Origin of the sequence: Thalassovita gelatinovora (assembly GCF_001458355.1) — a bacterium.
GTDB classification, from domain to species: domain Bacteria; phylum Pseudomonadota; class Alphaproteobacteria; order Rhodobacterales; family Rhodobacteraceae; genus Thalassobius; species Thalassobius gelatinovorus.
In genome coordinates, this window is the sequence record NZ_CYSA01000016.1 from 236,281 (window position 1) to 258,705 (window position 22,425).

At 58.7% G+C, this 22,425-nt stretch carries 19 protein-coding genes and 1 tRNA gene; 11 read left to right on the plus strand and 9 right to left on the minus strand.

All coding sequences use genetic code 11. The features are described from left to right. Positions 1-185 precede the first annotated feature (185 nt). Positions 186-1,871, plus strand: a complete 1,686-nt coding sequence (locus TG4357_RS09510) for a glycosyltransferase family protein (RefSeq protein WP_058262639.1) — start codon at positions 186-188, stop codon at positions 1,869-1,871. A 45-nt stretch (positions 1,872-1,916) separates the two neighbouring features. Here TG4357_RS09510 and TG4357_RS09515 read toward each other — a convergent pair. Continuing rightward, positions 1,917-1,993 (minus strand) — tRNA-His (locus tag TG4357_RS09515). A gap of 66 nt (positions 1,994-2,059) precedes the next feature. Then, positions 2,060-2,521: a GNAT family N-acetyltransferase gene (locus TG4357_RS09520; protein WP_058262640.1), complete on the minus strand. Its 462-nt coding sequence runs from the start codon at positions 2,519-2,521 to the stop codon at positions 2,060-2,062. A gap of 80 nt (positions 2,522-2,601) precedes the next feature. Between TG4357_RS09520 and TG4357_RS09525 the strand changes: the two genes are divergently transcribed. After that, a complete protein-coding gene (locus TG4357_RS09525; protein ID WP_058262641.1) occupies positions 2,602-2,790 on the plus strand; it encodes a DUF6324 family protein in 189 nt (62 codons plus the stop codon). A gap of 9 nt (positions 2,791-2,799) precedes the next feature. Here TG4357_RS09525 and TG4357_RS09530 read toward each other — a convergent pair whose 3' ends face one another. The 3 genes from TG4357_RS09530 to TG4357_RS09540 all read right to left on the minus strand — a co-directional run bounded on the left by TG4357_RS09530 (position 2,800) and on the right by TG4357_RS09540 (position 5,984). After that, positions 2,800-3,252: an MmcB family DNA repair protein gene (locus tag TG4357_RS09530; RefSeq protein ID WP_074647103.1), complete on the minus strand. Its 453-nt coding sequence runs from the start codon at positions 3,250-3,252 to the stop codon at positions 2,800-2,802. Positions 3,253-3,507: 255 nt separating this feature from the next. Beyond that, complete coding sequence (locus tag TG4357_RS09535; protein ID WP_058262642.1) at positions 3,508-4,485, minus strand: glycosyltransferase family 2 protein; 978 nt, start codon at positions 4,483-4,485, stop codon at positions 3,508-3,510. Between the two features lie 11 nt (positions 4,486-4,496). Then, positions 4,497-5,984 carry a glycosyltransferase family 25 protein gene (locus tag TG4357_RS09540; protein ID WP_058262643.1) on the minus strand — a complete coding sequence of 496 codons (1,488 nt, stop codon included), beginning with the start codon at positions 5,982-5,984 and terminating at the stop codon, positions 4,497-4,499. Between the two features lie 568 nt (positions 5,985-6,552). On the opposite strand from TG4357_RS09540, the gene TG4357_RS09545 reads away from it, so the two are divergent. The 6 genes from TG4357_RS09545 to TG4357_RS09570 all read left to right on the plus strand — a co-directional run bounded on the left by TG4357_RS09545 (position 6,553) and on the right by TG4357_RS09570 (position 12,775). Beyond that, positions 6,553-8,811 carry a choice-of-anchor F family protein gene (locus TG4357_RS09545; RefSeq protein WP_058262644.1) on the plus strand — a complete coding sequence of 753 codons (2,259 nt, stop codon included), beginning with the start codon at positions 6,553-6,555 and terminating at the stop codon, positions 8,809-8,811. 245 nt (positions 8,812-9,056) lie between these two features. Continuing rightward, on the plus strand, positions 9,057-10,022 hold the full coding sequence (locus TG4357_RS09550; protein ID WP_058262645.1) for an MBL fold metallo-hydrolase: 966 nt from the start codon (positions 9,057-9,059) through the stop codon (positions 10,020-10,022). A 118-nt stretch (positions 10,023-10,140) separates the two neighbouring features. Beyond that, a complete protein-coding gene (ribB, locus tag TG4357_RS09555; protein ID WP_058262646.1) occupies positions 10,141-11,274 on the plus strand; it encodes a 3,4-dihydroxy-2-butanone-4-phosphate synthase in 1,134 nt (377 codons plus the stop codon). Position 11,275: 1 nt separating this feature from the next. Beyond that, entirely contained in the window at positions 11,276-11,827 is a 552-nt protein-coding gene (locus TG4357_RS09560) for a 6,7-dimethyl-8-ribityllumazine synthase (RefSeq protein WP_058262647.1), read from the plus strand. Then, positions 11,824-12,312 carry a transcription antitermination factor NusB gene (gene nusB / locus TG4357_RS09565; RefSeq protein ID WP_058262648.1) on the plus strand — a complete coding sequence of 163 codons (489 nt, stop codon included), beginning with the start codon at positions 11,824-11,826 and terminating at the stop codon, positions 12,310-12,312. The genes TG4357_RS09560 and nusB overlap by 4 nt, the downstream gene beginning before the upstream one ends. A gap of 118 nt (positions 12,313-12,430) precedes the next feature. Next, a complete protein-coding gene (locus TG4357_RS09570; protein WP_058262649.1) occupies positions 12,431-12,775 on the plus strand; it encodes a hypothetical protein in 345 nt (114 codons plus the stop codon). A 524-nt stretch (positions 12,776-13,299) separates the two neighbouring features. Here the strand turns inward: TG4357_RS09570 and TG4357_RS09575 are convergent. After that, the gene (locus tag TG4357_RS09575; RefSeq protein WP_058262650.1) at positions 13,300-13,887 is read right to left on the minus strand and encodes a riboflavin synthase; all 588 of its coding nucleotides are present in this window, start codon (positions 13,885-13,887) and stop codon (positions 13,300-13,302) included. Positions 13,888-14,030: 143 nt separating this feature from the next. On the opposite strand from TG4357_RS09575, the gene TG4357_RS09580 reads away from it, so the two are divergent. The 3 genes from TG4357_RS09580 to TG4357_RS09590 all read left to right on the plus strand — a co-directional run bounded on the left by TG4357_RS09580 (position 14,031) and on the right by TG4357_RS09590 (position 18,574). Next, positions 14,031-15,323: a capsule polysaccharide biogenesis protein gene (locus tag TG4357_RS09580; RefSeq protein ID WP_058262651.1), complete on the plus strand. Its 1,293-nt coding sequence runs from the start codon at positions 14,031-14,033 to the stop codon at positions 15,321-15,323. Positions 15,324-15,419: 96 nt separating this feature from the next. Then, positions 15,420-16,553, plus strand: a complete 1,134-nt coding sequence (locus tag TG4357_RS09585; protein WP_058262652.1) for a polysaccharide biosynthesis/export family protein — start codon at positions 15,420-15,422, stop codon at positions 16,551-16,553. Continuing rightward, positions 16,553-18,574 (plus strand): capsule polysaccharide biogenesis protein, encoded by a 2,022-nt coding sequence (locus TG4357_RS09590; RefSeq protein WP_058262653.1) that lies wholly within the window; start codon positions 16,553-16,555, stop codon positions 18,572-18,574. Before TG4357_RS09585 ends, TG4357_RS09590 begins: the two co-directional genes overlap by 1 nt. A gap of 124 nt (positions 18,575-18,698) precedes the next feature. Here the strand turns inward: TG4357_RS09590 and ribD are convergent, their stop codons facing one another. The 3 genes from ribD to TG4357_RS19480 form a co-directional block, all read right to left on the minus strand. Beyond that, complete coding sequence (ribD, locus tag TG4357_RS09595) at positions 18,699-19,793, minus strand: bifunctional diaminohydroxyphosphoribosylaminopyrimidine deaminase/5-amino-6-(5-phosphoribosylamino)uracil reductase RibD (RefSeq protein ID WP_267886193.1); 1,095 nt, start codon at positions 19,791-19,793, stop codon at positions 18,699-18,701. Between the two features lie 11 nt (positions 19,794-19,804). After that, positions 19,805-20,272, minus strand: coding sequence for a transcriptional regulator NrdR (gene nrdR / locus TG4357_RS09600; RefSeq protein WP_058262654.1), 468 nt, complete (start codon positions 20,270-20,272; stop codon positions 19,805-19,807). Between the two features lie 209 nt (positions 20,273-20,481). Next, positions 20,482-22,116 carry a methyl-accepting chemotaxis protein gene (locus TG4357_RS19480; protein WP_058262655.1) on the minus strand — a complete coding sequence of 545 codons (1,635 nt, stop codon included), beginning with the start codon at positions 22,114-22,116 and terminating at the stop codon, positions 20,482-20,484. Positions 22,117-22,425 lie beyond the last annotated feature (309 nt).

Here is a 22,425-nt window from a genome sequence, read left to right on the forward strand (position 1 = left end):
CCTATTAATTCCAGCCTATCGAATAAAACTGCCAATTCCGCCATCAAAACCGGCATATCGGCCGAAACAGACGGTTTTCTTTGCCCGAATGACCCTGAATTGGTTACCAGTTGAATAGTAATATCAGCATCTCGAAAGTCATAACCGTGAATTCTATGGGAAGTTTAGACAAAACTGCGGCGTTTATGTGCATTCTTTTGTTTGTCGCGGCTTTGTTGCTGCGGCTCGTCGGGGTCGATTACGGTTATTTCCACGGCGATGAGCGGGTCAATGACGCGGCCAAGGTTCTGACCGGCCAAATCGTGCCCGGTCAACATTTTTATCCTCCCTTTTTCACCTACCTCAACGCCGTGGCCTTGGCCGGGCTGTTCGTGATCGGCAGCATCGCCGGTTGGTGGGAAGGCGTCGCCGGGTTCAGGGCGCAATATTTCGCAGACCCGACCCTCTTCTATGTCACCCTGCGGAGTGTCACCGCATCGATCAGCGCCCTGATCGTACCGCTGTTTTTCCTCACCGCCCGGCATCTGAAACTGGACACCCCGCGCGCCTTGCTGGTGGCCCTGTTCGCCATGCTGTTTCCGCTCGCGGTTTTCATGGCCCATATCGCCAAGGGCGATACCGGCCTTGCCGCCGGTCTGATCGGTTGTTTCTGGGCGATGCTGATCCGGCTTCAGGCCAATCGGCCTGTACGATGGGACATTATACTGGGGCTCTGCGTTGTGCTGACGCTCAGTTTCAAACAATCCGCCGTCTTTGTGCTGGGACCATTGGCGCTTGGCCTGTTGGTGATGCTGATCCGGGCCGAAGGGCAAAAATCGGCGCTGACATCTTTCTTGCGGGTTATGGTCCTGGTGCTGATCTTGTGGCCGATCCTGAATATCGGCGTGATTCTTGATTTCAGGAACTTTCTGGATTTTCAACGCATTCAGGCGGTGATGTCGCTCAGTTCGGAATCGGGAAACGGGTTGGACGGGCTGACGACGCTGGCCAAACGCGCGATTGAAATCACCTTTGGAATGTCCCCGGTGATGGCCGTTGTTGCACTGCTGACCCCGGTTCTGCTGCTGCGCAAGGAATGCTGTTTGCCGCAAAAACCGGCGCTGCTGGTGATCTGGCTGTCGCTTGCCATCGGCACGGTCGCAACCGCGCTGATGACCGGCCCGCGCCAACCGGAACATTTGTGGATCGGCAACTTCACCGGTTTCCTGCTGCTGGCCGGTCTGGTGATCGCCGACCTGACCCGCGCCGACCGGCGGCCCGCGACGCGTATCGCGGCTGGCCTGCTGTTACTGGCCGCTCTCGGGCTATCGGCCACCGGCACGACCAAGACATTGCAACAGGCGCTGGCCAAACCGATCCGGCAGGACGTCGAAACCTATCTGGTCAAAAATTACAGCGACCGCAAAATCATCACCTCACTGCATCTGGATTTGCCACAGATGAAAGAAGCCCAGCAGGCCGAACTTGATCGTTGGGACCGGTTGGCCCGCAAATACGATACCGATCTGCCGGAATTTTCTCAGGAACGCCGAATTGCGCATTCCGCCCCGGATGCGCTTTATTTCGTCAACCTGCCCGGGGTGATGTTCGGATTGGAAAATGTCGATGAAGACAGTCAGGATTATCAAGTCAAGGCCCATGCCTGGCCGCTGCAAAAAGAAGAATGGGACCTTCCCTATTGGCTATCGCGCGGCTTTACCGTCTTCACGATTCAGGATTTCGAATATTATGCTTACAGCGCAAACCCTGAAATCCGGCGGGCGTTTTTCCAGACACTGAACCGGGACTGCACCCTCAAGCACAGCTTCCCCGCCGCCAAACCGCTTTATCTGGAACGCGAAGTCAGGATTTTCGACTGCGCCGGACCCTGACGGACATTCCCCCGGGCGTCGCATTTTCTACAATGAGGGGGAGAATGGTACCGCCTTCCCGGTTTGAACGGGAGACCTCTGGATCCACAATCCAGCGCTCTAACCAACTGAGCTAAGGCGGCACTGTCTGGGCGATTTAGCGTTGTTGAAACGGGATTGCAAGCCCGTTAAAGCACAATTTCCCAGCTTTATTCGACAAGGTCGACACCGAAACTATGCACCGGTTCGGACCGTAGCAACTGCCATCCGTTGCGGGCGTAAAGCGCACAGGCCGCGCGATGGCTTTCATGGGTCCACAGCACCATACGCTTGTATCCGGCGTCCCGTGCAAAGCCCATGCAGGTCTCAAGCAAACGCTGGCCAAGCCCCTTGCCGCGCGCGGCCGGCAGCAACAGGAACAACCGCAATTTGGCGGTTTCGGCATCTTGGCGGACGCAAAAAATACTGCCCAGCCTTTCCCCGTCTTCTTCGGCGATCCAGGCCCGTTCCGAATTTGGATCGTGGGTCGCAATGTAATCCGAAAGGATCTGCGCCACCACGGCTTCGAAACCGGCGTCAAAGCCTTCGTCGCGGTGATAAAGAACCGCGTGCTGTTCGATCAACCAACCGGCATCGCCAATTTGCAAACCGCGTAAATTCAGCTCTCCCATATCCACAGTCTGCGTCCCCCATCGCTTGCATTGCAAGTCCGAAAGCGCTAGCTGACCAGACAGAAAAGGGGAAAGTGGTCATGGGGATCAACACCGAACGCGACATCGAAGCCAACCTGCAGATCGGACCGACCGACGTGGGGATGGTACGCCTGTTCATCGAAGGCAAAGGGATTGAAATCCCGATGGATTTCGAACCCGAAGAAGCCGAGGAAATCGCCGAAGAACTCCGCGCAGCCGCACAGGCCGCGCGGGCGGTGAAACGCTAACCTCCGGCTCTAGACTCCGGGGTCGCGCAGCGCCTGAAGCCGCCGTGCCGCATGGGTGGCGAATTTCTGCGTCAACACCTTGCGCCGGGGCGCGGCCAGCTTGATTTCAGGCCCCATGCGGATGATTTCCCCGCCATAGGCATCGGCGATCAAAAGCCCGGTTTCGGACGGCAGAAGATCGGTGGGAAAATCTTGGTCCACGGCCCAGAAATAGCGGTCGCACCACTCCAGATAGCCTTGCCATTTCCCATCGGTCTGAAAATCCGCACGGCTGGATTTGCATTCGATCACCCAGATTTCGCCCTTGGGTCCCAACCCCATCACATCGACGCGCAAACCGCGGGCCGGCACAAATTCCTCAATGGAAACAAATCCATAAGACCCAAGCGCCCTTGCCACCCCGCGCGCCAGAAGCTGACCGGGCTGCAATGATTGAATGGAATTCGCCTCGCGCATCCGCATGATCCAATCATGAACATATCATGAACATATGCAAGCCCCGATGCACCGCAGATCGGTTGCCGGGCAATTTTGCCAAAATCAGCGGCGGTCAACAGTGGGGGGTAGCGGCGCGATTAGCGGGCCATTCACCGCATCGATGCACGCCTCTTGGCGGTGCCCGGCCCCGGTACAGACAAACCATACCATGTCCCGATCACGAATGGATTACCCCCTGAACAAGGTCAGGTTTCTAACCGGCCCGTTCAGGGCCACGGGTCACTTGGCCACCTTCGCGCCTATCATAGCATCGATATCCGCCCGCGATCTGGCTTTTAACAACATCAATTGCAAACTCTCTTTATCGAGATCCCGAAGTTTGGAATTGTATTCCAGATAGGCGAGCTTCAGAAGTAGCATATGCCGTACATATTGCGCCTTTTCGCCCTCATCCAAGCCTGAATCGACGATCATGTTGGTATGGTAGCGAAGGCTCTTTCCGATCTTCACGAAAAATTCTTCGTGGTATCGGTTCAACAGGTCTTCGGTGCTAAAGAAGTCCCAAAGCGTATCATAGGTGCGGAAATAATCGATTATGTGCCGCGCACTATACGAATTTGTAATCGAATTTTCACGAACAACATATTGGTAAAGGACGTCTTGGATCGTTTTGATGACCTTTGCAAAACGCAGGACTCGTGGCGTCGTCGCAAGGTCTTCGTAATACATATGAGTGGGAAAAGTGACACCCGTTTCGGTAAAAAGGCTGGTGCGCCACAGCTTGTTGCAAAATGACGGGGGCAGCAGATCAAGGATATTGACCTGTGACGCGTCATTCATGAACGTCTGGTTCGGTTTGGTGACATTCAACTGAACGGAGCCGTCCTCATCGACCAACGCCAGCCCACACGAAACCACGTCTACCGTTTGCCCGTCGGTTGCATCCCACAAGCGTTCAAGCATGGAGGGATCGATATAATCGTCGCTGTCGACACTGGCCAGATAGGGCGCGCGGGCCTCCGAAATCCCGGTGTTTCTCGCCCCTCCCAGACCCAGATTGCGGTCATGGCGGATCAGCCGGATGCGCTTATCCTCGGCGGCAAGCCGTTCAATGATCGCGGCGCTGTTGTCCGGGGAACAATCGTCGATGCACAGGATTTCGATGTCTTCAAAAGTCTGTTCCATCACCGAACGGACACATTTTTCAATGTAGCGTTCCGTTCCGTAAACCGGGATGATCACCGAAATCTTGGGCATTGGTTTCCTATTCAACTAAACGCGGCCGGGCTGTGCGCCGGGACAGAATAACCATAGCGCCTGCAATACGAAACCAGCCGCTCCCAGCTTGGCTTTGGCAGGCTGTCCCAAGCCAGACAGGGCCCGTTTTCCGGAGCAGCCGCGATCTGCATGGCATCCAATTCATCCGGCACATCAATACCGGCCCGCGTCAGGAATGCAACGAGATCGGCCGCGCTATCCTCTGCGCGAAACGTCAGGGCCGGATGCATTTGGTCTATGAATTCAGACCACGTCACCAAAATCAAAACCGCCTTCTCGAACTCCGTTGGGTGTTTCTCAAGATCGACCCCTGTCATTTCAAGAATCTGATCCCTGATAAAACGATACAGTTCAGGGTGGGCCCGTATGAAGGCCATGATTTCCGGAACCGCTTTTTCCGGTCGCTCGACCAAGTGCAGAAGATGATTCCAATGCATTGCCCGGCGTGTGCGCAACGCCTTGCAGGGCGGATTGGGGCGGTCGGCATCGGTAGCGAGCGACCAAGTCAGCAGACCATCTTGGCCATCTTTATCCTTCCCGATTTGCAGCCCGGCATGGGCCATCAGTTCCATCGGCCCCGCATACATTCCACCGGGGTGCCCAAGGATCACCAACGGGTAATGATGCATATGCTTGATATGGTTCAGGACCCGTTTGTCATTGTCGACAGCCTCAGCGTCGCGGCCGCGTTCGCGCAGAAATGCACTTCGGATTTCTTTCGGATGTATCAGCGAATCCATCGCACCGGTGGACCATGAAAGCTCCGCAGCGATGGGCGGGAACACCGTCGTGGCTTCTCCGTTCTTGGGCGTATCCCCATGGATGAAAACATCGGAGGTCGTGTCGATCTTTTCAAACCGGTCAAGCAGGACCTGAGCAAAAGCGGACGTCATCGCGTGACACGGGTTCGACATCCGTGCAACCGTATCAAGCCGAAAAGAGCTGGCATGATGTTCCTTGCACTGCGCCCACCCCAAACGGAGCAAACGAGGCTTGTCAGGCACAAATTCCAGTTTCCCGGATTCGATTTCCTGGAACAGCTGGCGCAACGTATCTTCTGCGTAGGGTTCAAACACCACGTCGTCTTCTACAAGCAGTGCTCGTTGAGGATGTTGCGCGATACGTTGCCAAAGTTCCCGATATGTCAAAAAGTTAGCCACTTGCGGCGGTATCAGGACGTTGTTGCAGGTATCCTTGCCGCAGCGAAATTTCTTGCACCGAAAACAGACTGGATAGCGGGCCACAATGTTTTGCTCGAAAGCGTCTTTCACCTCTGCTGAACGCGACGAGAGCGCGTCCACAAACTGATATCTGGTCAAACCGATCTCATCGAAATGCCGACGGATATGGTCCCTTCGTTCAACCGATTCAGGCAGGCTTATGACATAAACCTTGTCAAATAACTGGTCTATCGCGTCTTGAAATGTCCTCTTTCGCGTTCCTGTAAACCGCTTCAATATTTTGAAAATTTTCTGCATAAAAAAGGCATCCAGCGCTTAGCTATGCCCGAAAGCAGGTGATGGCGGCATCAGGCGGCGTTTAGAAGGTGGTTGATCCCGGCCTTGAATTCAATCCCCAGAACGATTTCCGGCCTCCGATCACAACCGTCGGGTTTTGGCCATTCGTCTGCCCAGCATGGCAATTTCTCCATTTTCAGCGCGGTGTCGATGCTCTCAACACCCTGCCAATTCTGTCGTTTCAACGGAATAGGCCGATGGAAAGACCCCGCACGCGCCGGCTTCCCGCCCGCCCCCGCGCAACCACGCCGTGTCTATTATGCAACAAGGCAAAGTAATACATTTTATTTTTCGCATGAAAACATCCCCACCCGACCGAATACTGCTATTTCAGGACCGTATGATCAATGGTTTTGATAACGCTGCTGACATTGCTCCTGCGGCTTAATGTCGTGATCTGAAACTTGATTTCGCTGCCCTTTTGCTTTCTTTTCCACAATCTGTTAGCGAAATGAGAGATCAGGGTGGAAAACACGACCACCATAAACGACACACCAACGGAAAAGCGTCATTCGCTGGGACTGGACAAATGAAAAAAATATCGAGCTTGATGAAGATCAGTGTTGCACCTGCTGCCCTATTCGCCTGCCTTGGGACATCGGCTTGGGCCGATACCCTTGCCGACGACGTTCTGGTCGGCACCTCCGGGGATGGTATAATTTTTATCGATCCCGAGGAAGGCATCGAAGAACCGGGCATCCGTGCCGTCACCTTTACCCAGACCCGGGTTTCGATCAGCGAAGATGAATACGAATACGTCGATCCGTTCGAAACGATCATCACCGATTTCAGCGATATGGACAGCCGCGGTGACGTAACCAACTGTCTGATGACCAACCAGGTTGGCGTCTATTGCGATTCCGCAGGCGGATCGGGCAAACGGATCAAAACATATCTGACCGGTCGCAACCCGTTCGACATCCGGCTGCGGACCGTGACCGATTCCGGGTATCCGTCGGTGGATTACTTCACTTTCGGCAAGACTTCGAACTTCACCGGTGCCCGGCTGACCGGCTTCTCTCTCGAACTGCTGGATTCGAACGGCAACCCGATGAGCGATACCGCCGCAGCCGAAGCCGTTCTGTTCAACCTCGACGCGACCGATCTTGGCATCGGCGCACGGCTGCCGGACGGGTTGTTCGGTGGGGGCGGGCAAGAAGGTGAAATCGGGTTCTTATCGGATGGCCGCGCAGCTCTTGCGGTTACCACGACCGACGACACCCTGAATTTCGGGGCGCTGACCAATGCGGATTATAATGCATACTTTGGTTCGGCCTTCCTCGACAACAGCATGGTGCCCGATGGCCTGTTCTGGGACGATAACGATGATCCGACCGACGAATCCGCGCTGGTTGCTTGGAATAACCTCGCCGGTGGCGGTTGGACCTATGGTACGCTCGACACTGCCGAAAACCTCGATGCCCGTCTGCAGGAAGTCGCAGATGCGCTTGGCGTCGAAGTGGCAGATCTCGATTATGTTGCTGGCGGGCTTATGCCCGACGCCATCATCGAAGTGGCGGAAGCGAACGGGTTGTTCGAAGTGGATTATATCGAAGATCTGCGGAACGCGAACCTGAACTTCAGCATCACCGTGGGCGATATCGAAACGGGTGAATTCACCCTGCGGATCAGCCCGACCTTTGCACCGGTCGTGGAACAGACGGTAACCCCGTACCAGTTCGCAACGGCCGGGTATCTGGACGGGGCGGCAAACGTTCCGTATCTCGATATCGGCGGTGCAGCAGCCTATCAGGCGGCGATTGCCGATATCGTCGCGCTCGATCCGGCAGCGGCCAACGCGCTGCTTGAAACGACCGGTTTCAGCTTCCTCTCCGGGTTCACCGGGATCGGTCTGGAATTCGGCAAGACCGTGGTGGGCAGCATCGGTCAGGCCTCGTCCGAGGTTAGCAATGACGGCATCGCCCTTTCGACGAAGGGAACGCCGGAAAGCTGGGAAATCGGTGACGATACCCATGCCTTCGTGTCGCTGGGCGGATCGACGGCAACCTACGGGACGACGACGAATGGCATCGGCTACGATGTCGATAGCTGGAACGCCGTGTTCGGCGCGGAAAAGCGTTTCAACGGGAAAAGCTCCATCGGGCTGGTCGCTGGCTATTCGAATGCCACGGCAGAGGCCGCTCTGTCCCGCGGTTCGGTCGACGGATCGGGCATGTTCATCGCAGCCGTTGGCCGGACGACCTTCGGCAAAGGCGGTGCCGCGCAGGCGATGCTGGGATATCAGGATCTGTCTTTCGACACCACGCGCAACGTGATGGGCGCGGTTGCCACCGGCAGCACCAACGGGTCTCAGGTCTTCGCGGTTCTGGAAGGCGAATACATGTTCACCCAAGGCGGGTTCCGCTTCGGTCCGACCGGTTCGGTTGAATACTATGACCTCTCGGTCGACGGTTTCGACGAAACCGGTGCCGGTGCTTGGAACCTGTCGGTTGGCGATCAGTCGGGTCAGGTCACGATCCTTTCGGCGGGCTTCAGCGGCGAATATAAACTGGCGGCCGCACAGCCGACCAAGCTGACCGGGGCGCTGACATATAACAGCGCATCGGGCGACGATCAGCTGGTACAGACCGGCTTCATCGGCCTGCCCTCGGGCAGCACACCTGTCGATGGCATGAACATGGACTGGGTGTCGCTCTATCTCGGGATCAGTTCCCAGATCGGCGGATCGGCCGGGAAAGAAACCATGCTGAATGCCGGCTATGTCGGATCGTTCGGCAGCGACTATGACAGCCATGCGCTCCAGCTGTCGCTGAGCATGCGGTTCTAAGCGCCCCAACATAAATGCACGACTACGGCACCCTTGGGGTGCCGTAGTTTTTTCAAGAACCGGTTTATGCCCGACGGCACCGCGCTTGGCGGCAAGGTGTCAGCTCAACAGTTGGATGTTTTTCACCAGCGCCCAAATCTTCTTGTGCCTCCCCCGAAACGGACACCCTACGCAGCAACATATTCGCAATTGATATTGCGATATCGGCGCAACCGGCTATCCTTGCGCGAAAAGGGAGCACCGCCATGTCATTCATCAAACCCAGCCGTCGCGATATCCTGAAACTGGCCGCGCTGGCGCCGGGCTTCGCGCTGCCGGGGATGGCGCGGGCCGAACTGGGGGCGCCCAGCGGGCAGAACCCGGGCTATTTCCGCTTTACCTTGGGGGATGTCAGGCTGACCATCCTGTCGGATGGCTATTTCCGAGTGCCGGCAGATGGCCTGGGGGTGAATACCGCCCCCGAAGATGTTCAGGCTTTTCTAACCCGCTACTTCCTGCCCACCGATTTGGGCTATTCCCACACCAATCACCTGCTGATCGAAACCGCCGACGCGGTGGTGCTGGTCGATGTCGGCTCGGGCAACCGCTTTTTCGACACCGTCGGCCGTCTGGCCAGCAATATCGAAGCCGCCGGGATCGATCCGGGCTCGATCACCCATGTGGTGATCACCCATGCCCATCCCGATCACATCTGGGGCATTCGCGATGATTTCGACGAAGCGATCTTCCCCGATGCCACCTATATCATGGGCGCCGCCGAACACGGCTACTGGATGCAGGACGATCTGGTCAATCAGGTCCCGCCAGAGGATCAGCAATTCGTGCTGGGCGCGGTCAATTCGATCAATTGCGACGGCGTCGATTGGACCTTGGCGCAGGACGGCCACGAAGTGACCGCGGGCGTCCGGCTGATCGACACGCCGGGCCATACCCCCGGCCATATGAGCGTGGTGCTGGAAAGCGGCGGCAAGCAGTTGATCGCGCTGGGTGACAGCATGACCCACGCCTTTATGAGCTTCCGTCAGCCGGGGTGGTATAACGGCACCGATGCCGATGGCGACACCACCGTCGCCACCCGCAAACGGCTTTTGGACATGGCGGCGGCCGACCGGATGGCGGTGCTGGGATACCACTTCCCCTTCCCCGGCGTCGGCCATGTGCTGCGAGATGGCGACCAGTTCAGCTTCGTTCCCGCGCTCTGGCAGTTCTGATTGCGGTTCCGATTCACCGCCTGTTTGTTGTCGCACAGGGCCTGTGAAACGCCGCGTTGCCTCTGGTCAACGCGGCGCGGCTGCGCTATCTGCGGAGGGAAACCTGACAGGGGGTCCCATGCCCGAAAGCTCTGCCTTTGAAACACCCGGTCCCGTCGAGACCGAACTCAGCAACGCGATCAGCCCGATCGAGGACATCATCGAAGAGGCCCGCAAAGGCCGGATGTATATCCTCGTCGATCACGAGGACCGCGAAAACGAAGGCGATCTGATCATCGCCGCCGAATTCGCAGACGATACTGCGATCAATTTCATGGCCACCCACGGGCGTGGCTTGATTTGCCTGCCGATGACCGCCGAACGGATCGACCGGCTGGGCCTGCCGATGATGGCGGTGAACAATTCCTCGCGCCATGAAACCGCCTTCACCGTGTCGATCGAGGCGCGCGAAGGCGTGTCCACCGGCATTTCCGCAGGCGACCGGGCGCTGACCGTGGCCGCCGCGATCAACGAACAAAACACCATGGCGCATCTGGCCACGCCGGGCCATGTGTTCCCGCTGCGCGCCAAGCGGGGCGGCGTGCTGGTGCGCGCCGGCCATACCGAAGCCTCGGTCGATATTTCCCGGCTGGCCGGACTGAACCCGTCCGCGGTGATCTGCGAAATCATGAAACCCGACGGCGAAATGGCACGATTGCCCGATCTGGTGACCTTCGCCCGCGAACACGGGCTGAAAATCGGCACCATCAGCGACCTGATCAAATACCGCGCCCGCAACGACAATCTGGTGGTGGAAACGTCGCGCCGGACGGTAACGTCGGAATTCGGCGGTGACTGGGAAATGCGGCTGTTTACCGATCAGACTCACGGCGTCGAACATGTGGTGATGGTCAAGGGCGATGTTTCGACCCCCGAACCTGTGCTGACCCGCACCCATGCGCTGCATGAAGCGACCGATGTGCTGGGGCTTGGCCCGAAATCGGCCCGCCAATTGCCCCGCGCGATGGAATTGATCGCCGCCGAAGGCCGTGGTGTCGTCTGCCTGTTCCGGCAACCGCGCAACGCGCTCTATGCCAGCGAAGAAGAAGGTCCACGCACCATCAAGCAGACCGGGCTTGGGGCACAGATCCTCAGCACGATGGGGTTGCGCGACCTGATCCTGCTGACCGATTCCCCCAAGACCAAATATGTCGGGCTCGACGCGTTCGGGCTCAGCATCACCGGCACCCGCCCGATCCTGAAGGAAGACTGACATGGCCGGACATGAAACCCATTACATCCTGCCACGGCCGCACTTCGACAAGCCGGTGAAAATGCTGATCGTGGTGGCGCCCTATTACAAGGATATCGCCGACAACATGGTCGCCGGTGCCAAGGCAGAAATCGAAGCCTGCGGCGGCAGCTGGGATCTGGTCGAAGTGCCTGGCGCCTTGGAAGTGCCCACCGCCATCGGCATAGCCGAACGGATGAGCAACTTTGACGGTTATGTCGCGCTGGGTTGCGTCATTCGCGGTGAAACCACCCATTACGACACCGTCTGCAACGACAGTTCACGCGCCTTGCAAATGCTGGGTCTGCAAGGGCTTTGCATCGGCAATGGCATCCTGACGGTGGAAAACCGCAAACAGGCCGAAGTCCGCGCAGATCCCTCTGATCAGAACAAAGGTGGCGGCGCTGCGGCGGCGGCCTTGCATCTGATCGCACTCGGCCGTAAGTGGGGCGGCCAGCGTAAAGGCGTGGGATTCGTACCCGACGCCGAAGAATACAAGCTGGCTGGCGAACTCAAGGACAACCCCACCGCATGACCTCTGCCTCCGACGATAAACCGCTTTCCAACAACCTGAAGCGCAAGATGAAATCGGCAGCCCGGCTTTACGCGGTGCAGGCGCTGTTCCAGATGGAACAATCCGGCCAGACCGTGGAACAGGTCATGGTCGAATTTCTCGATCATCGCTTCGGGGCGGTTTACGACGAAGACGAAATGCTGGAAGGCGATGACAGCCTGTTCCGCCAGACCATGAAGGACGCGGTGAACTGGCAGGCCAAGATCGACCAGATGACCGACCGGGCGCTGGTCGCCAAATGGCCGATCGCCCGGATCGACCCGACCTTGCGGGCGCTGTTTCGCGCCGCAGGTGCCGAACTGACCCAATCGGACACCCCGCCCAAGGTGGTGATCAGCGAATATGTCGATGTCGCCCGTGCCTTTTTCCCCGAAGGCAAGGAACCCAAATTTGTCAACGCCGTGCTTGACCACATGGCGCGCGAAGCAAAACCCGACGCGTTCTGACCCCTCAAATCTGCGGCAAATTGGTTCGGATAGGATAAAACCCCGCCACAACGGGACGGGAGCCTTGAAGTATTCTAGAAACGGGATACCTTTGTAGGGACCAAAGGGGACCGACATCATGCCGAAACTGATCCGACTGTATATCGTCAACGTCTTGATCGGCTACGGTATTGCCGCCGCCTTCGTGGCAATGCTGCTGTGGTTCAACGTCGCCAATCTGTGGCATCTGGTCACCCATTCCAGCAGCGGTCTTTTGGCGGTATTCGTGTTGTGGTTCGCCAACGGCATCGTGTTCGCCGGGGTGCAGTTCGCCATCGCGGTGATGCGGTTGAAAGACGATGACGACGATCATCAAGGCGGTCGCCGCGATCCAATCCGCGTCGACCTGACCCAGATGGTGCCCGTCCGCTCCGAAGCGAAGGCCCGCGACGGCCAGCCCCGCAACGGTCCGACCCGCCGCTGATCCTGCCCTTGGATTAAAGCCCCCAAACCGGCCCGTTTCGTGGCCGGTTTTTTGATGTGATGGGGCCAAGGGGGATTTGTACCGTTCAGCACTACAAATGTGGCATATAGCAATGAAATTCAGGTAAAAAGTGGCGGGCCCGCAGCGACCGTGGGGTTATCTCATTCCCGAGGACCTGTATGTACAGGTGGGCGCCAGGTAATCAGGCCAGGACCTGAACAGAGCCAGCCCCCTCGGAATTGCTTAAGGCCACTGGAATGCAACCGAGTAACGAGAAGAGCAGCACCCGCCAACGCCTTACTTAAGCCCTCGCTGCGGCTGGAACAAGGGGGGATGCCGTGACAAGATTTTCAATGTCATGTCGCGCGCCCGGTTTTGTGTCGGCTTCAACCTGCGACCGTTGCCTCGGGATTACCTGCGGCGGGAATATTTTTTGCAAAATGAAATACTTAGCCGCACAGATTTCATCTTGGCGAAAATACTCCGGGGGTTTGGGGGCAGCGCCCCCATCCGGTGTAATCGGGTCAGGCGAAATCCTGCAGCCGGGCGACATAACGCGCCAGGGTATCGATTTCCAAATTGACCCGGTCACCGATACGGGCCGCGCCCCAGGTGGTCGCGTCCTTGGTATGGGGAATGAAGTTGATGCCGAACTCGCAGCCCTCAACCTCGTTCACGGTCAACGACGTGCCATTCAGCGCCACCGATCCTTTCGGCGCGACAAACCGCGCCAAAGCGTCCGGCGCCCGCAGCGTAACACGCGTGCTGTCGCCCTCTTGCGTCATCGCGATGATTTCGGCGACGCCATCGACATGGCCCGAAACGATATGACCACCCAATTCGTCGCCGACCTTGAGCGCGCGTTCCAGGTTCAGCTTGCGGCCCTGCGTCCAGTCGCCAAGATTGGTTTTCGATACCGTTTCGGCCGACACATCCACATCGAACCAACCTGCCCCCTTGGCAACCACGGTCAGGCAAACGCCGTCGCAGGCAATCGAAGCGCCCAGATCAACGCCGGCCATGTCATAGCCTGTACCAATCCGTGCCCGCAGATCGCCACGTTGATCCAGCGTCTGAACCTCGCCAATGTCGGTGATGATGCCGGTGAACATTTGCGCCCCCTGTCTAAACTGATCCCTGACCTAGCCGTTGACCTTGATGGAAACAAGCCGATTTACCATCACTTTATGCCTTATTTTTGCCAACTGGACAGGTTAGAGAATCTGAAACATCCCACGGGACAGAGCGTGTCAACATGACCAAAGCATTCGCAGACAATCGCGTATTCTTGTGCCTTCAGGGGCCGCATGGGCCGTTTTTCCATCAACTTGGCCGGATGTTGCGCCGCGCCGGGGTCGCGGTTTGGCGTGTTGGGTTTAATGCCGGCGACCGGGCATTCTGGTTCGACCGCAACAGCTATATCCCCTATTGCGGATCTCCCGAAGAATGGCCCGATCGATTTGACGCGCTGGTGGCCGAAAAGGGCGTCACCGACATCGTGCTATACGGTGACACCCGCCCGATCCATGCCGAAGCGGTGGCCCGAGCCAAACGGGCCGGATTGTGCGTGCATGTGTTCGAAGAAGGCTATCTGCGGCCGTTCTGGGTCACCTATGAACGCGGTGGTAGCAACGGCAATTCGCGGCTGATGCGGCTGAGCGTTGGCGAAATGCGCACGGCGCTGGAACGGTCCGACATGGATACCTTCCTGCCGCCGGGGCATTGGGGCGATATGCGCCAGCATATGTTTTACGGCGCATTGTATCATTGGTTCGTGATGTTCAGGAATGGTAATTACCGCCAATTCCGGCCCCATCGCGAACTGCCGGTGGCGCGCGAATTCTACCTTTACCTCAACCGGTTGCTGATGACGCCGCTGTTGATGGCCGAACGCGGGCTGGCCACCCTGCGCATCAGACACGGCGGATTTCCCTATCATATCGCGCTGTTGCAGCTGGAGCATGACAGCGCGTTTCAGAAACATTCACCGTTTTCGACGATGACGGAATTTCTGCAACTGACCATTGATGGCTTTGCCAAAGGTGCGCCGGGGCATCATCATCTGGTGATTAAGGCGCATCCGCTGGAAAACGGTCGGGTGCCGCTGAAACGCGAAATCCGCCATCTGGCCGAACAGGCGGGGGTTGCCGACCGGGTGCATTTCGTGCGCGGAGGAAAGCTGGCGCGGCTGCTGAACGATGCGCGCAGCGCGGTGACGGTCAATTCCACCGCCGGGCAACAGGTGCTGTGGCGTGGTATCCCACTGAAAGTCTATGGCGACGCGGTTTATGCCAAGCCCGAATTCGTTTCCGATCAACCGCTGCCACATTTTTTCAACGCGGCGAGGCGGCCCGACCTGCCCGCCTATCGCGATTACCGCCGCTTCCTGCTGGAAACCAGCCAGGTGCCGGGCGGATTTTATTCCGCCCGTGGGCGCAAGCAATTGCTGCGCCAAGTGGTCGATATGATGCTCAGCGCAGAAGATCCTTATGATGCGCTGAAGTCGGGAACCGCGGCTCCACGGCAACAGTTGCGTGTGGTGAACTGACCGGCACAAGGTCTAGTGCTGGATTTTTGCTCTGCATTCCTATAGGTTTGGGCAAAAGACTTGAGGCATATAATAACAGGTCGAGGAGACCGAGCAGTGAAACTCCTAGCATCCCGCGGGGCGAAGTCCGTCGCCCTTTTGGTCGTTGCGGCGCTTGTGGCGTCTTGCGGCTTGCCGCGTACCGGCCCCACCAAACGCGAAATATTTGCCGGATCGGTGCAGCGTGAAGGCGACGCCTTCATCGTGTCGGTCAATGACCGGGTGACCCGCGCCACCGCGGTGACCCCCGCGCTTGGCTTTTCTGAAAAATTCACCAAAGCCGGACAATTGGGATCGGATATTATCCGCCCCGGTGACACGTTGAGCCTGACCATCTGGGAAAACGTCGAAGACGGGCTGTTGGCCAGTTCCGCCAGTTCGGCCACCACATTGTCCGAAGTGCAGGTCGATGGTGCCGGGTTCATCTTCGTACCCTATGCCGGACGCATCCGCGCCGCCGGCAATTCGCCCGAAGCACTGCGCGGGGTCATCACCCGCAAACTGGAAGAACAGACCCCGGACCCGCAGGTCGAGGTGCGCCGTTCGGCCGGGGACGGATCGACGGTGTCGCTGGTCGGGTCGGTGGGGGCGCAAGGCGTGTTCGCCATTGAACGCCCCACCCGGACGCTGTCGGCGATGCTGGCCCGCGCCGGGGGTGTTACCATTGAGACCGACATCGCCCAGGTCACCGTGATCCGCAACAACGATCGCGGCCGGATCTGGTTGCAGGATCTATATGAAAATCCCGAACTGGACATCGCGCTGCGCGGCGGCGACCGCATTCTGGTCGAAGGCGATACCCGCAGCTTTACCGCGCTTGGCGCGACCGGTACGCAAACCCGCGTCGGGTTCGAAAGCAAAACCGTTTCGGCGGTCGAAGCGATTGCTCAGGTTGGTGGCCTGGTCGCCACTGCGGCCGATCCGACCGGCGTGTTCATTTTGCGCAATGAACCGGCAGAGATCGCCAATGCGGTGCTGGGCCGCAGCGACCTGATCGGGGCGCAGCGTCTGGTATACGTGCTGGATCTGACCAAACCGAACGGTCTGTTCCTGGCCCGCGATTTCGCCGTGCGCGATGAAGACACGCTTTATGTGACCGAAGCGCCGTTCACCCAGTGGAACAAGACGATTTCGTCGCTCACCGGGTCGCTAACATCGGCAAGTTCGATCACCACGCTTGCCGGCGGCTGATGACGATCCTCGACTGGATCGGGTTTGAACCCGCCGGGGCCCTGCCCCGGCGGGTTGCCTTTTTCAATGCCGGTTTTTTGCGTCAGCGGCGGGTACGGCGCATATTGCATCTGGCCGGGTTCGACCTGCGACTGATCCGGCCCGGGGCGGCGGACCTGATCGCGGTTTGGGGCCATTCACCCTATGCCGCGCGCGGCGAAAGCATCGCGGCAAAGACCGGTGCCGGGCTGATCCGGGTCGAGGATGCCTTCCTGCGGTCTGTCCATCCGGGCCGGGCGGGCGAACCGCCGCTGGGTCTGGTGATCTGCCGCAAGGGGCTGCATTTCGATGCCTCCAAACCGTCAGACTTGGAACGTATCTTAAGCGAGCATCCGCTGGATGATAGCCACCTGTTGAACCGGGCACGGGGCTGCATGGCGCGACTGCGCGAAGCGGGGTTGACGAAATATGCCGGATTCGATCCCGATGTTACACCGCCCGATCCGGGTTATGTTCTGGTGATCGATCAGACCAAGGGCGATGCGGCGGTGCGGCTGGGCGGGGCGGATAGCAACAGTTTTCGCGAGATGTTGTATTATGCGCAGGAAGAAAATCCCGGTGCCCGCATCCTGATCAAGACCCATCCGGAAAGTCAGCAAGGCTATCGCAGTGGTTATTTCAGCGAAGCGGACGCAACCGGCCGGATCCAGCTTTATGACCAACCGGTCAATCCATGGTCCCTGCTGGAGAGCGCGGTGGCGGTCTATACCGTGTCGTCGCAATTGGGGTTCGAGGCGATACTGGCCGGGCATAAACCGAAAGTGTTTGGCCAACCCTTCTATGCCGGTTGGGGGCTGACCGAAGATCACAGACCACCTGCGCGGCGGCAACGCAATCTGACCCGGACCCAATTATTCGCCGGAGCGATGATGTTGTACCCACTATGGTATGATCCCTGCCGCGACCGATTGTGTCGGCTCGAAGACGCGCTGAACGGGTTCGAGGCGCAGCTTCGGGCGTGGCGCGACGATCGCAAGGGCTGGGATGCCAGCGGAATGCGGCTGTGGAAACGCGGTGCACTGAACGGATTCTTTGGTGGTGTGAAAGCGGTGCGGTTTCGGGATGCACCGGCTGAAAACGCGGCCCGGCGGCAAATGGTCTGGGCCGGCAAGGGCGAAGCGCTGAACCTTGACAGCCTTGTCCGGGTCGAGGATGGGTTCTTGCGGTCGCGCGGGTTGGGGGCGGCGCTGGTACCACCGCTGTCATTGGTCTGTGACGATCTGGGGATTTACTATGATCCGAACCGGGAAAGCCGGTTGGAGCGGCTGATTGCGGCACGCGCGTCACTACGCCCGGATCAGGACGCGCGGGCCGACGCGTTGCGCCGCCGCCTGATCAAGGCGGGGTTGAGCAAATATAACTTGGGCGGGACAGTGCCCGAACTGCCCGAGGGACGCCGGATTCTTGTGCCCGGACAGGTAGAGGATGATGCTTCGATCCGGCTGGGCGCGGGGAAGGTGCGGACCAATCTGGACCTGCTGCGCGCGGCGCGGAAGGCCAACCCGAACGCAGTGATCCTGTATAAACCACACCCCGATGTCGAGGCCGGGTTGCGCCCCGGCGCGGTGCTGCACACCGCGGCGCTGGAATTGGCCGATGCGGTGCTGGATCAGGCCGATCCAGTCGCGCTGCTGGACCGGGTCTCGGAGGTTTGGACGATGACATCGCTGTTGGGATTCGAAGCCTTGTTACGCGGCGTCGAAGTGACCACGTTCGGGGCACCATTTTACGCCGGTTGGGGGCTGAGCCGCGATCTGGGCCCGGTGCCGGACAGGCGCCGGGTGCGGGTCGGGCTGAACGGGTTGATCCATGCCACCTTGATCGATTATCCGCGCTATCGCGATCCGGTGAGCGGGCTGCCCTGCCCGGTCGAGGTGATCGTGGAACGATTGGCGTCAGCAACGGCTGATCAGGGGCACGGGTTGAAACTGCTGGCCAAACTGCAAGGTGCGTTGGCCAGTTGGGCGCATCTGTGGCGCTGAACCGGTATCCGTGATCCGTCGGCGCGCGCCAAGGCGCGAACAGGGATTTCCCGAAATTTTCCTGCGAAAAATCTTCGGGCTAACCGCCTGCGGCGGAATTTGAGTATTTGAACCAAGAAGAAACTCAGGCGCTCCGGGTCCAATGGTGCAGAATGTCGGGGCCGATGGCGCGAACGTCTTGCAGCGTGAAGCGGGGGGCCAAAGACAGCTGCGTCAACCCCATCGCGCCAATGGCGGGCAATCCTTCTGCGCCGATGGTCAGCCCGGCGGTAAAGCCGATCAGGTCATCGACCTTGTCATGCGCCAGAAGGGACGCCGCCAGTGCGCCGCCACCTTCACAGAAAATCCGTGTCAGGCCCCGGTCCCCCAGCGCCGCAAGCAAGGCTGTTGGGTCGATCTGCCCCTGCTGCACATCGCAGCCGATCAAGGTGGCACCGAGATCGGTCCAGGTCCGGTGCAGGATCGGGTCGGGATGAGGGCCATGACAGATCCAGACCGGGATATCGCGCGCGGTTTGCGCCAGTTGCCCCATCAGTGGCAGATCGAGCCTGCGCGAAACCACGATGCGGACCGGTTGCCGGTCAATGCCAAGATCGCGCACGGTAAGCGACGGATCGTCGGCCCGCGCAGTGCCTGCCCCAACCATGACCGCGTCATGCCGGGACCGCAGCCCATGCACCCAGCGTCGCGCCTGTGGTCCGGTGATCCATTGGCTTTCGCCGGTGGCGGTGGCGATGCGGCCATCGAAGCTACTGGCCAGTTTCAGCGTGACCCGGGGGCGTCCGGTTTCCACCCGCTGAAAAAACCCGGCAAGATCGCGTGCGGCGCGGTCGGCCAACACCCCGGTGGTGACTTCGGTCCCGGCAGCGCGTAGCATGTCGAAGCCTTTGCCGGAAACGCGCGGATCGCTGTCGCTGATCGGCGCGACGACGCGGGCCACCCCCGCGTTGATCAGCGCTTGCGCGCAAGGTGGGGTATGGCCGTGATGGGCGCAAGGTTCGAGGCTGACATAGGCGGTGGCGCCGCGCGCCAAATCGCCAGCCTGTGCCAGCGCCTGCGGTTCCGCATGGGGCCGTCCACCCGGCGCAGTCCAGCCGCGCCCGACGATCCTGCCGTCCTGCACGATGACACAGCCCACAGCGGGGTTGGGCCAGGTGTTGCCCTGACCGCGCCGCCCCAGCGACAAGGCCAGCGCCATGTAGCGGGTGTCGTCGTTCACGTTTGCGGGCCTCACTTTTCCGGGGCGGTATCGGGGCGCAATTCGGAAACGAATTTGTCGAAATCATCCGCAGCCTGGAAATTCTTGTAAACGCTGGCGAAACGGACATAGGCCACGGTGTCGATCCGCGCCAAAGATTCCATCACGATTTCGCCGATTGTTTTTGACGGGATATCGGTTTCGCCCATGCTTTCCAGCCGTCGCACGATACCGGAAATCATCTGATCGATCCGTTCCGGTTCGACCGGGCGTTTCTGCATCGAGATACGGATCGACCGTTCCAGCTTGTCACGATCGAAATCTTCACGCCGACCATTCGACTTGATCACGACAAGATCGCGCAGCTGCACCCGTTCATAAGTGGTAAAACGACCGCCACAGGCCGGACAGAACCGGCGCCGACGGATCGACACGTGATCTTCGGCAGGCCGTGAATCCTTGACCTGCGTATCCATATTTCCGCAAAACGGGCAACGCATGGCTGGCCCCCTTATAAATTACCGCCTCATTCTGTGGGTTTCCCCCACTTATCCACAGGCACTATAGGTCAGCCGCTAGGGTTTGGGTAGGGGGGAAGTTACAGCCACCAAATGACGCGGCGCTGTCGATGCGGCGCTTATGCTCCAGATGCAACGGCAAACAGCCGCGGAATGACCCGCGGCTGCCTTTTTTCGGAGAAATCGTCGGATTACGATGCGACTTTGAAATCGATCGCTTCTTCGCCATCATCGGTTTCGAGATCGATCAGCAGCGGCGCGTCTTGATCTTCGCTGTCATCTTCCTGCGGGGGGATCGGGTCGGCATCATCCATTTCACTGTCATCGTCGACCTGAAAGAAACTGATGACTTCGGCCAACTGTTCGGCCTGGCTCGACAGTTCGGTCGCCGCCGCTGAAAGTTCTTCTGACGCGGCGGTGTTGCCTTGGGTCACGTTATCCAGACGCTGCACCGATTCATTGATCTGGGTCGATCCGATCGCCAATTCGCGCGACGCAGCGGTAATACCACTGACCAAGGTCGAGGTCTTTTCGATACTGGGCACCAGATCGTGTAGCATTTCGCCCGCTTTGGTGGCCGAAGACACGGTGTTGGACGACAGGGCAGAGATTTCTGCCGCCGCCTGCTGGCTGTTTTCAGCCAGTTTGCGGACTTCCGCTGCGACCACTGCAAAACCGCGCCCATGTTCACCGGCCCGCGCCGCTTCAACTGCCGCGTTCAGCGCCAACAGGTCGGTCTTGCGGGCGATTTCCTGCAAGATCATGATACGTTCGCCGATGGTTTTCATCGCTTCGACCGCGTCGCTGACGGCTTCACCGGAAGTCTTGGCATCGCGGGCCGCGCCTTGGGCGATTTCATCAGTGGTGGCCGCGTTGTCCGACGTGGCTGAAATATTGGCCGACATTTGCTCTACTGCCGCCGAAACTTCTTCGGTCGATCCGGCCTGTACCGAAGCCCCTTCGGACAGCGTTTCCGAAGTGCCCGAAACCTGACTTGCCCCGGCAACGAGATTGTTCACCGCAGACGATACGTTTTCCACCGTGTCGCGCAGCCGCAGCACCATGTCGTTCTGCGCGTTCAGAAGATCGCTGATTTCGTTATTGCCGGATACCTTGGCCGTGGTGCGCAGATCTCCCGAGGCCACCCGTCGCGCCAGATCGATCGAGCGATTCAGACCCGAAGACAAGGTGCGGATGATCAAGGCAGAGGAAAACAGCATCATCAGAACTGCAACGCCCATGGCCATAAACAGATTGCGACGGACTTCGAGATATTCCGCTTTGGCCTGATCGACGGCCTTGCTCATTTCGGCAGATTGATAGGCTTCGACGTCTGCGGCGTATTGGTTCACCCTGATCATCGTCGGATTGACACCAAAGTGATAGACTTCATTGGCCCGATCATCGCCATCCAGTTCATAATCCACGGCACCGCGGACATTTTGAGTGAAACGCTTCACTTGGCTGCCCAGGCGTTTGAGGGTTTTTTGCAAATCCTCGCCGGAATATTGTTTCATCGCTTCGAGGATCGTGACGGTTTCGTCGGCCGCGCCGGCCATGCTTGTTTGCAGGTTCGAAATGCGGTCGGGGTCTTCGGCACCACCGGCCCATCCGATCAGGATATTGGCCGCGTCGATCTGCATATTGCGCGTCAGCACAAGAAGACGCTGTGCATCCAGCAGGTGCTCGGTCTGGACATTCACGATATTGTCCATCTTATCATTGGCTTTTTCCAAGGCTTTGACCGCCAGGAACATGCTACCCGCGAAAATAAGGAACACTGCCGCGAAACTTGCGGCCAAGCGGGTTTTTAACGTGAAGCGCATCGATTTTCCTCCTACTTCCTACTGGGAGGATCAGAGACGAAATCCGGCAATCCACCACCGCAGCGACACGCGGCTCCCTCTTGGAGTATGTTCCGGTTTCACGACGAGGGACGACGCCCACACAACTCTAATCACTCAACACCTATGGCGTCAGTTGAAAGAAACGGCGGAATGCCCGAAGTTTTATGGAAAAGCCCTGAAAAATCGGTCTGTCTATGCGCAATGATTACCGGATCGATATCAAAAGGGATGCGTATTATCGCCTTTCGCGCGCATGAATACCAAAACGTGTGCGATTGGGTGGCTCAA

What these genes read in the sequence shown, in the direction of transcription:
- nusB (WP_058262648.1), top strand. Translation starts at nt 11,824, where the DNA reads ATGACCTCTGCCTCCGACGATAAACCGCTTTCCAACAACCTGAAGCGC.
- TG4357_RS09545 (WP_058262644.1), top strand. Translation starts at nt 6,553, where the DNA reads ATGAAAAAAATATCGAGCTTGATGAAGATCAGTGTTGCACCTGCTGCC.
- TG4357_RS09550 (WP_058262645.1), top strand. Translation starts at nt 9,057, where the DNA reads ATGTCATTCATCAAACCCAGCCGTCGCGATATCCTGAAACTGGCCGCG.
- TG4357_RS09560 (WP_058262647.1), top strand. Translation starts at nt 11,276, where the DNA reads ATGGCCGGACATGAAACCCATTACATCCTGCCACGGCCGCACTTCGAC.
- nrdR (WP_058262654.1), bottom strand. Translation starts at nt 20,272, where the DNA reads ATGCGTTGCCCGTTTTGCGGAAATATGGATACGCAGGTCAAGGATTCA.
- TG4357_RS09535 (WP_058262642.1), bottom strand. Translation starts at nt 4,485, where the DNA reads ATGCCCAAGATTTCGGTGATCATCCCGGTTTACGGAACGGAACGCTAC.
- TG4357_RS09530 (WP_074647103.1), bottom strand. Translation starts at nt 3,252, where the DNA reads ATGCGGATGCGCGAGGCGAATTCCATTCAATCATTGCAGCCCGGTCAG.
- TG4357_RS09590 (WP_058262653.1), top strand. Translation starts at nt 16,553, where the DNA reads ATGACGATCCTCGACTGGATCGGGTTTGAACCCGCCGGGGCCCTGCCC.
- TG4357_RS09510 (WP_058262639.1), top strand. Translation starts at nt 186, where the DNA reads ATGTGCATTCTTTTGTTTGTCGCGGCTTTGTTGCTGCGGCTCGTCGGG.
- TG4357_RS09525 (WP_058262641.1), top strand. Translation starts at nt 2,602, where the DNA reads ATGGGGATCAACACCGAACGCGACATCGAAGCCAACCTGCAGATCGGA.
- TG4357_RS09575 (WP_058262650.1), bottom strand. Translation starts at nt 13,887, where the DNA reads ATGTTCACCGGCATCATCACCGACATTGGCGAGGTTCAGACGCTGGAT.
- TG4357_RS09580 (WP_058262651.1), top strand. Translation starts at nt 14,031, where the DNA reads ATGACCAAAGCATTCGCAGACAATCGCGTATTCTTGTGCCTTCAGGGG.
- ribB (WP_058262646.1), top strand. Translation starts at nt 10,141, where the DNA reads ATGCCCGAAAGCTCTGCCTTTGAAACACCCGGTCCCGTCGAGACCGAA.
- TG4357_RS19480 (WP_058262655.1), bottom strand. Translation starts at nt 22,116, where the DNA reads ATGCGCTTCACGTTAAAAACCCGCTTGGCCGCAAGTTTCGCGGCAGTG.
- TG4357_RS09520 (WP_058262640.1), bottom strand. Translation starts at nt 2,521, where the DNA reads ATGGGAGAGCTGAATTTACGCGGTTTGCAAATTGGCGATGCCGGTTGG.
- TG4357_RS09570 (WP_058262649.1), top strand. Translation starts at nt 12,431, where the DNA reads ATGCCGAAACTGATCCGACTGTATATCGTCAACGTCTTGATCGGCTAC.
- TG4357_RS09540 (WP_058262643.1), bottom strand. Translation starts at nt 5,984, where the DNA reads ATGCAGAAAATTTTCAAAATATTGAAGCGGTTTACAGGAACGCGAAAG.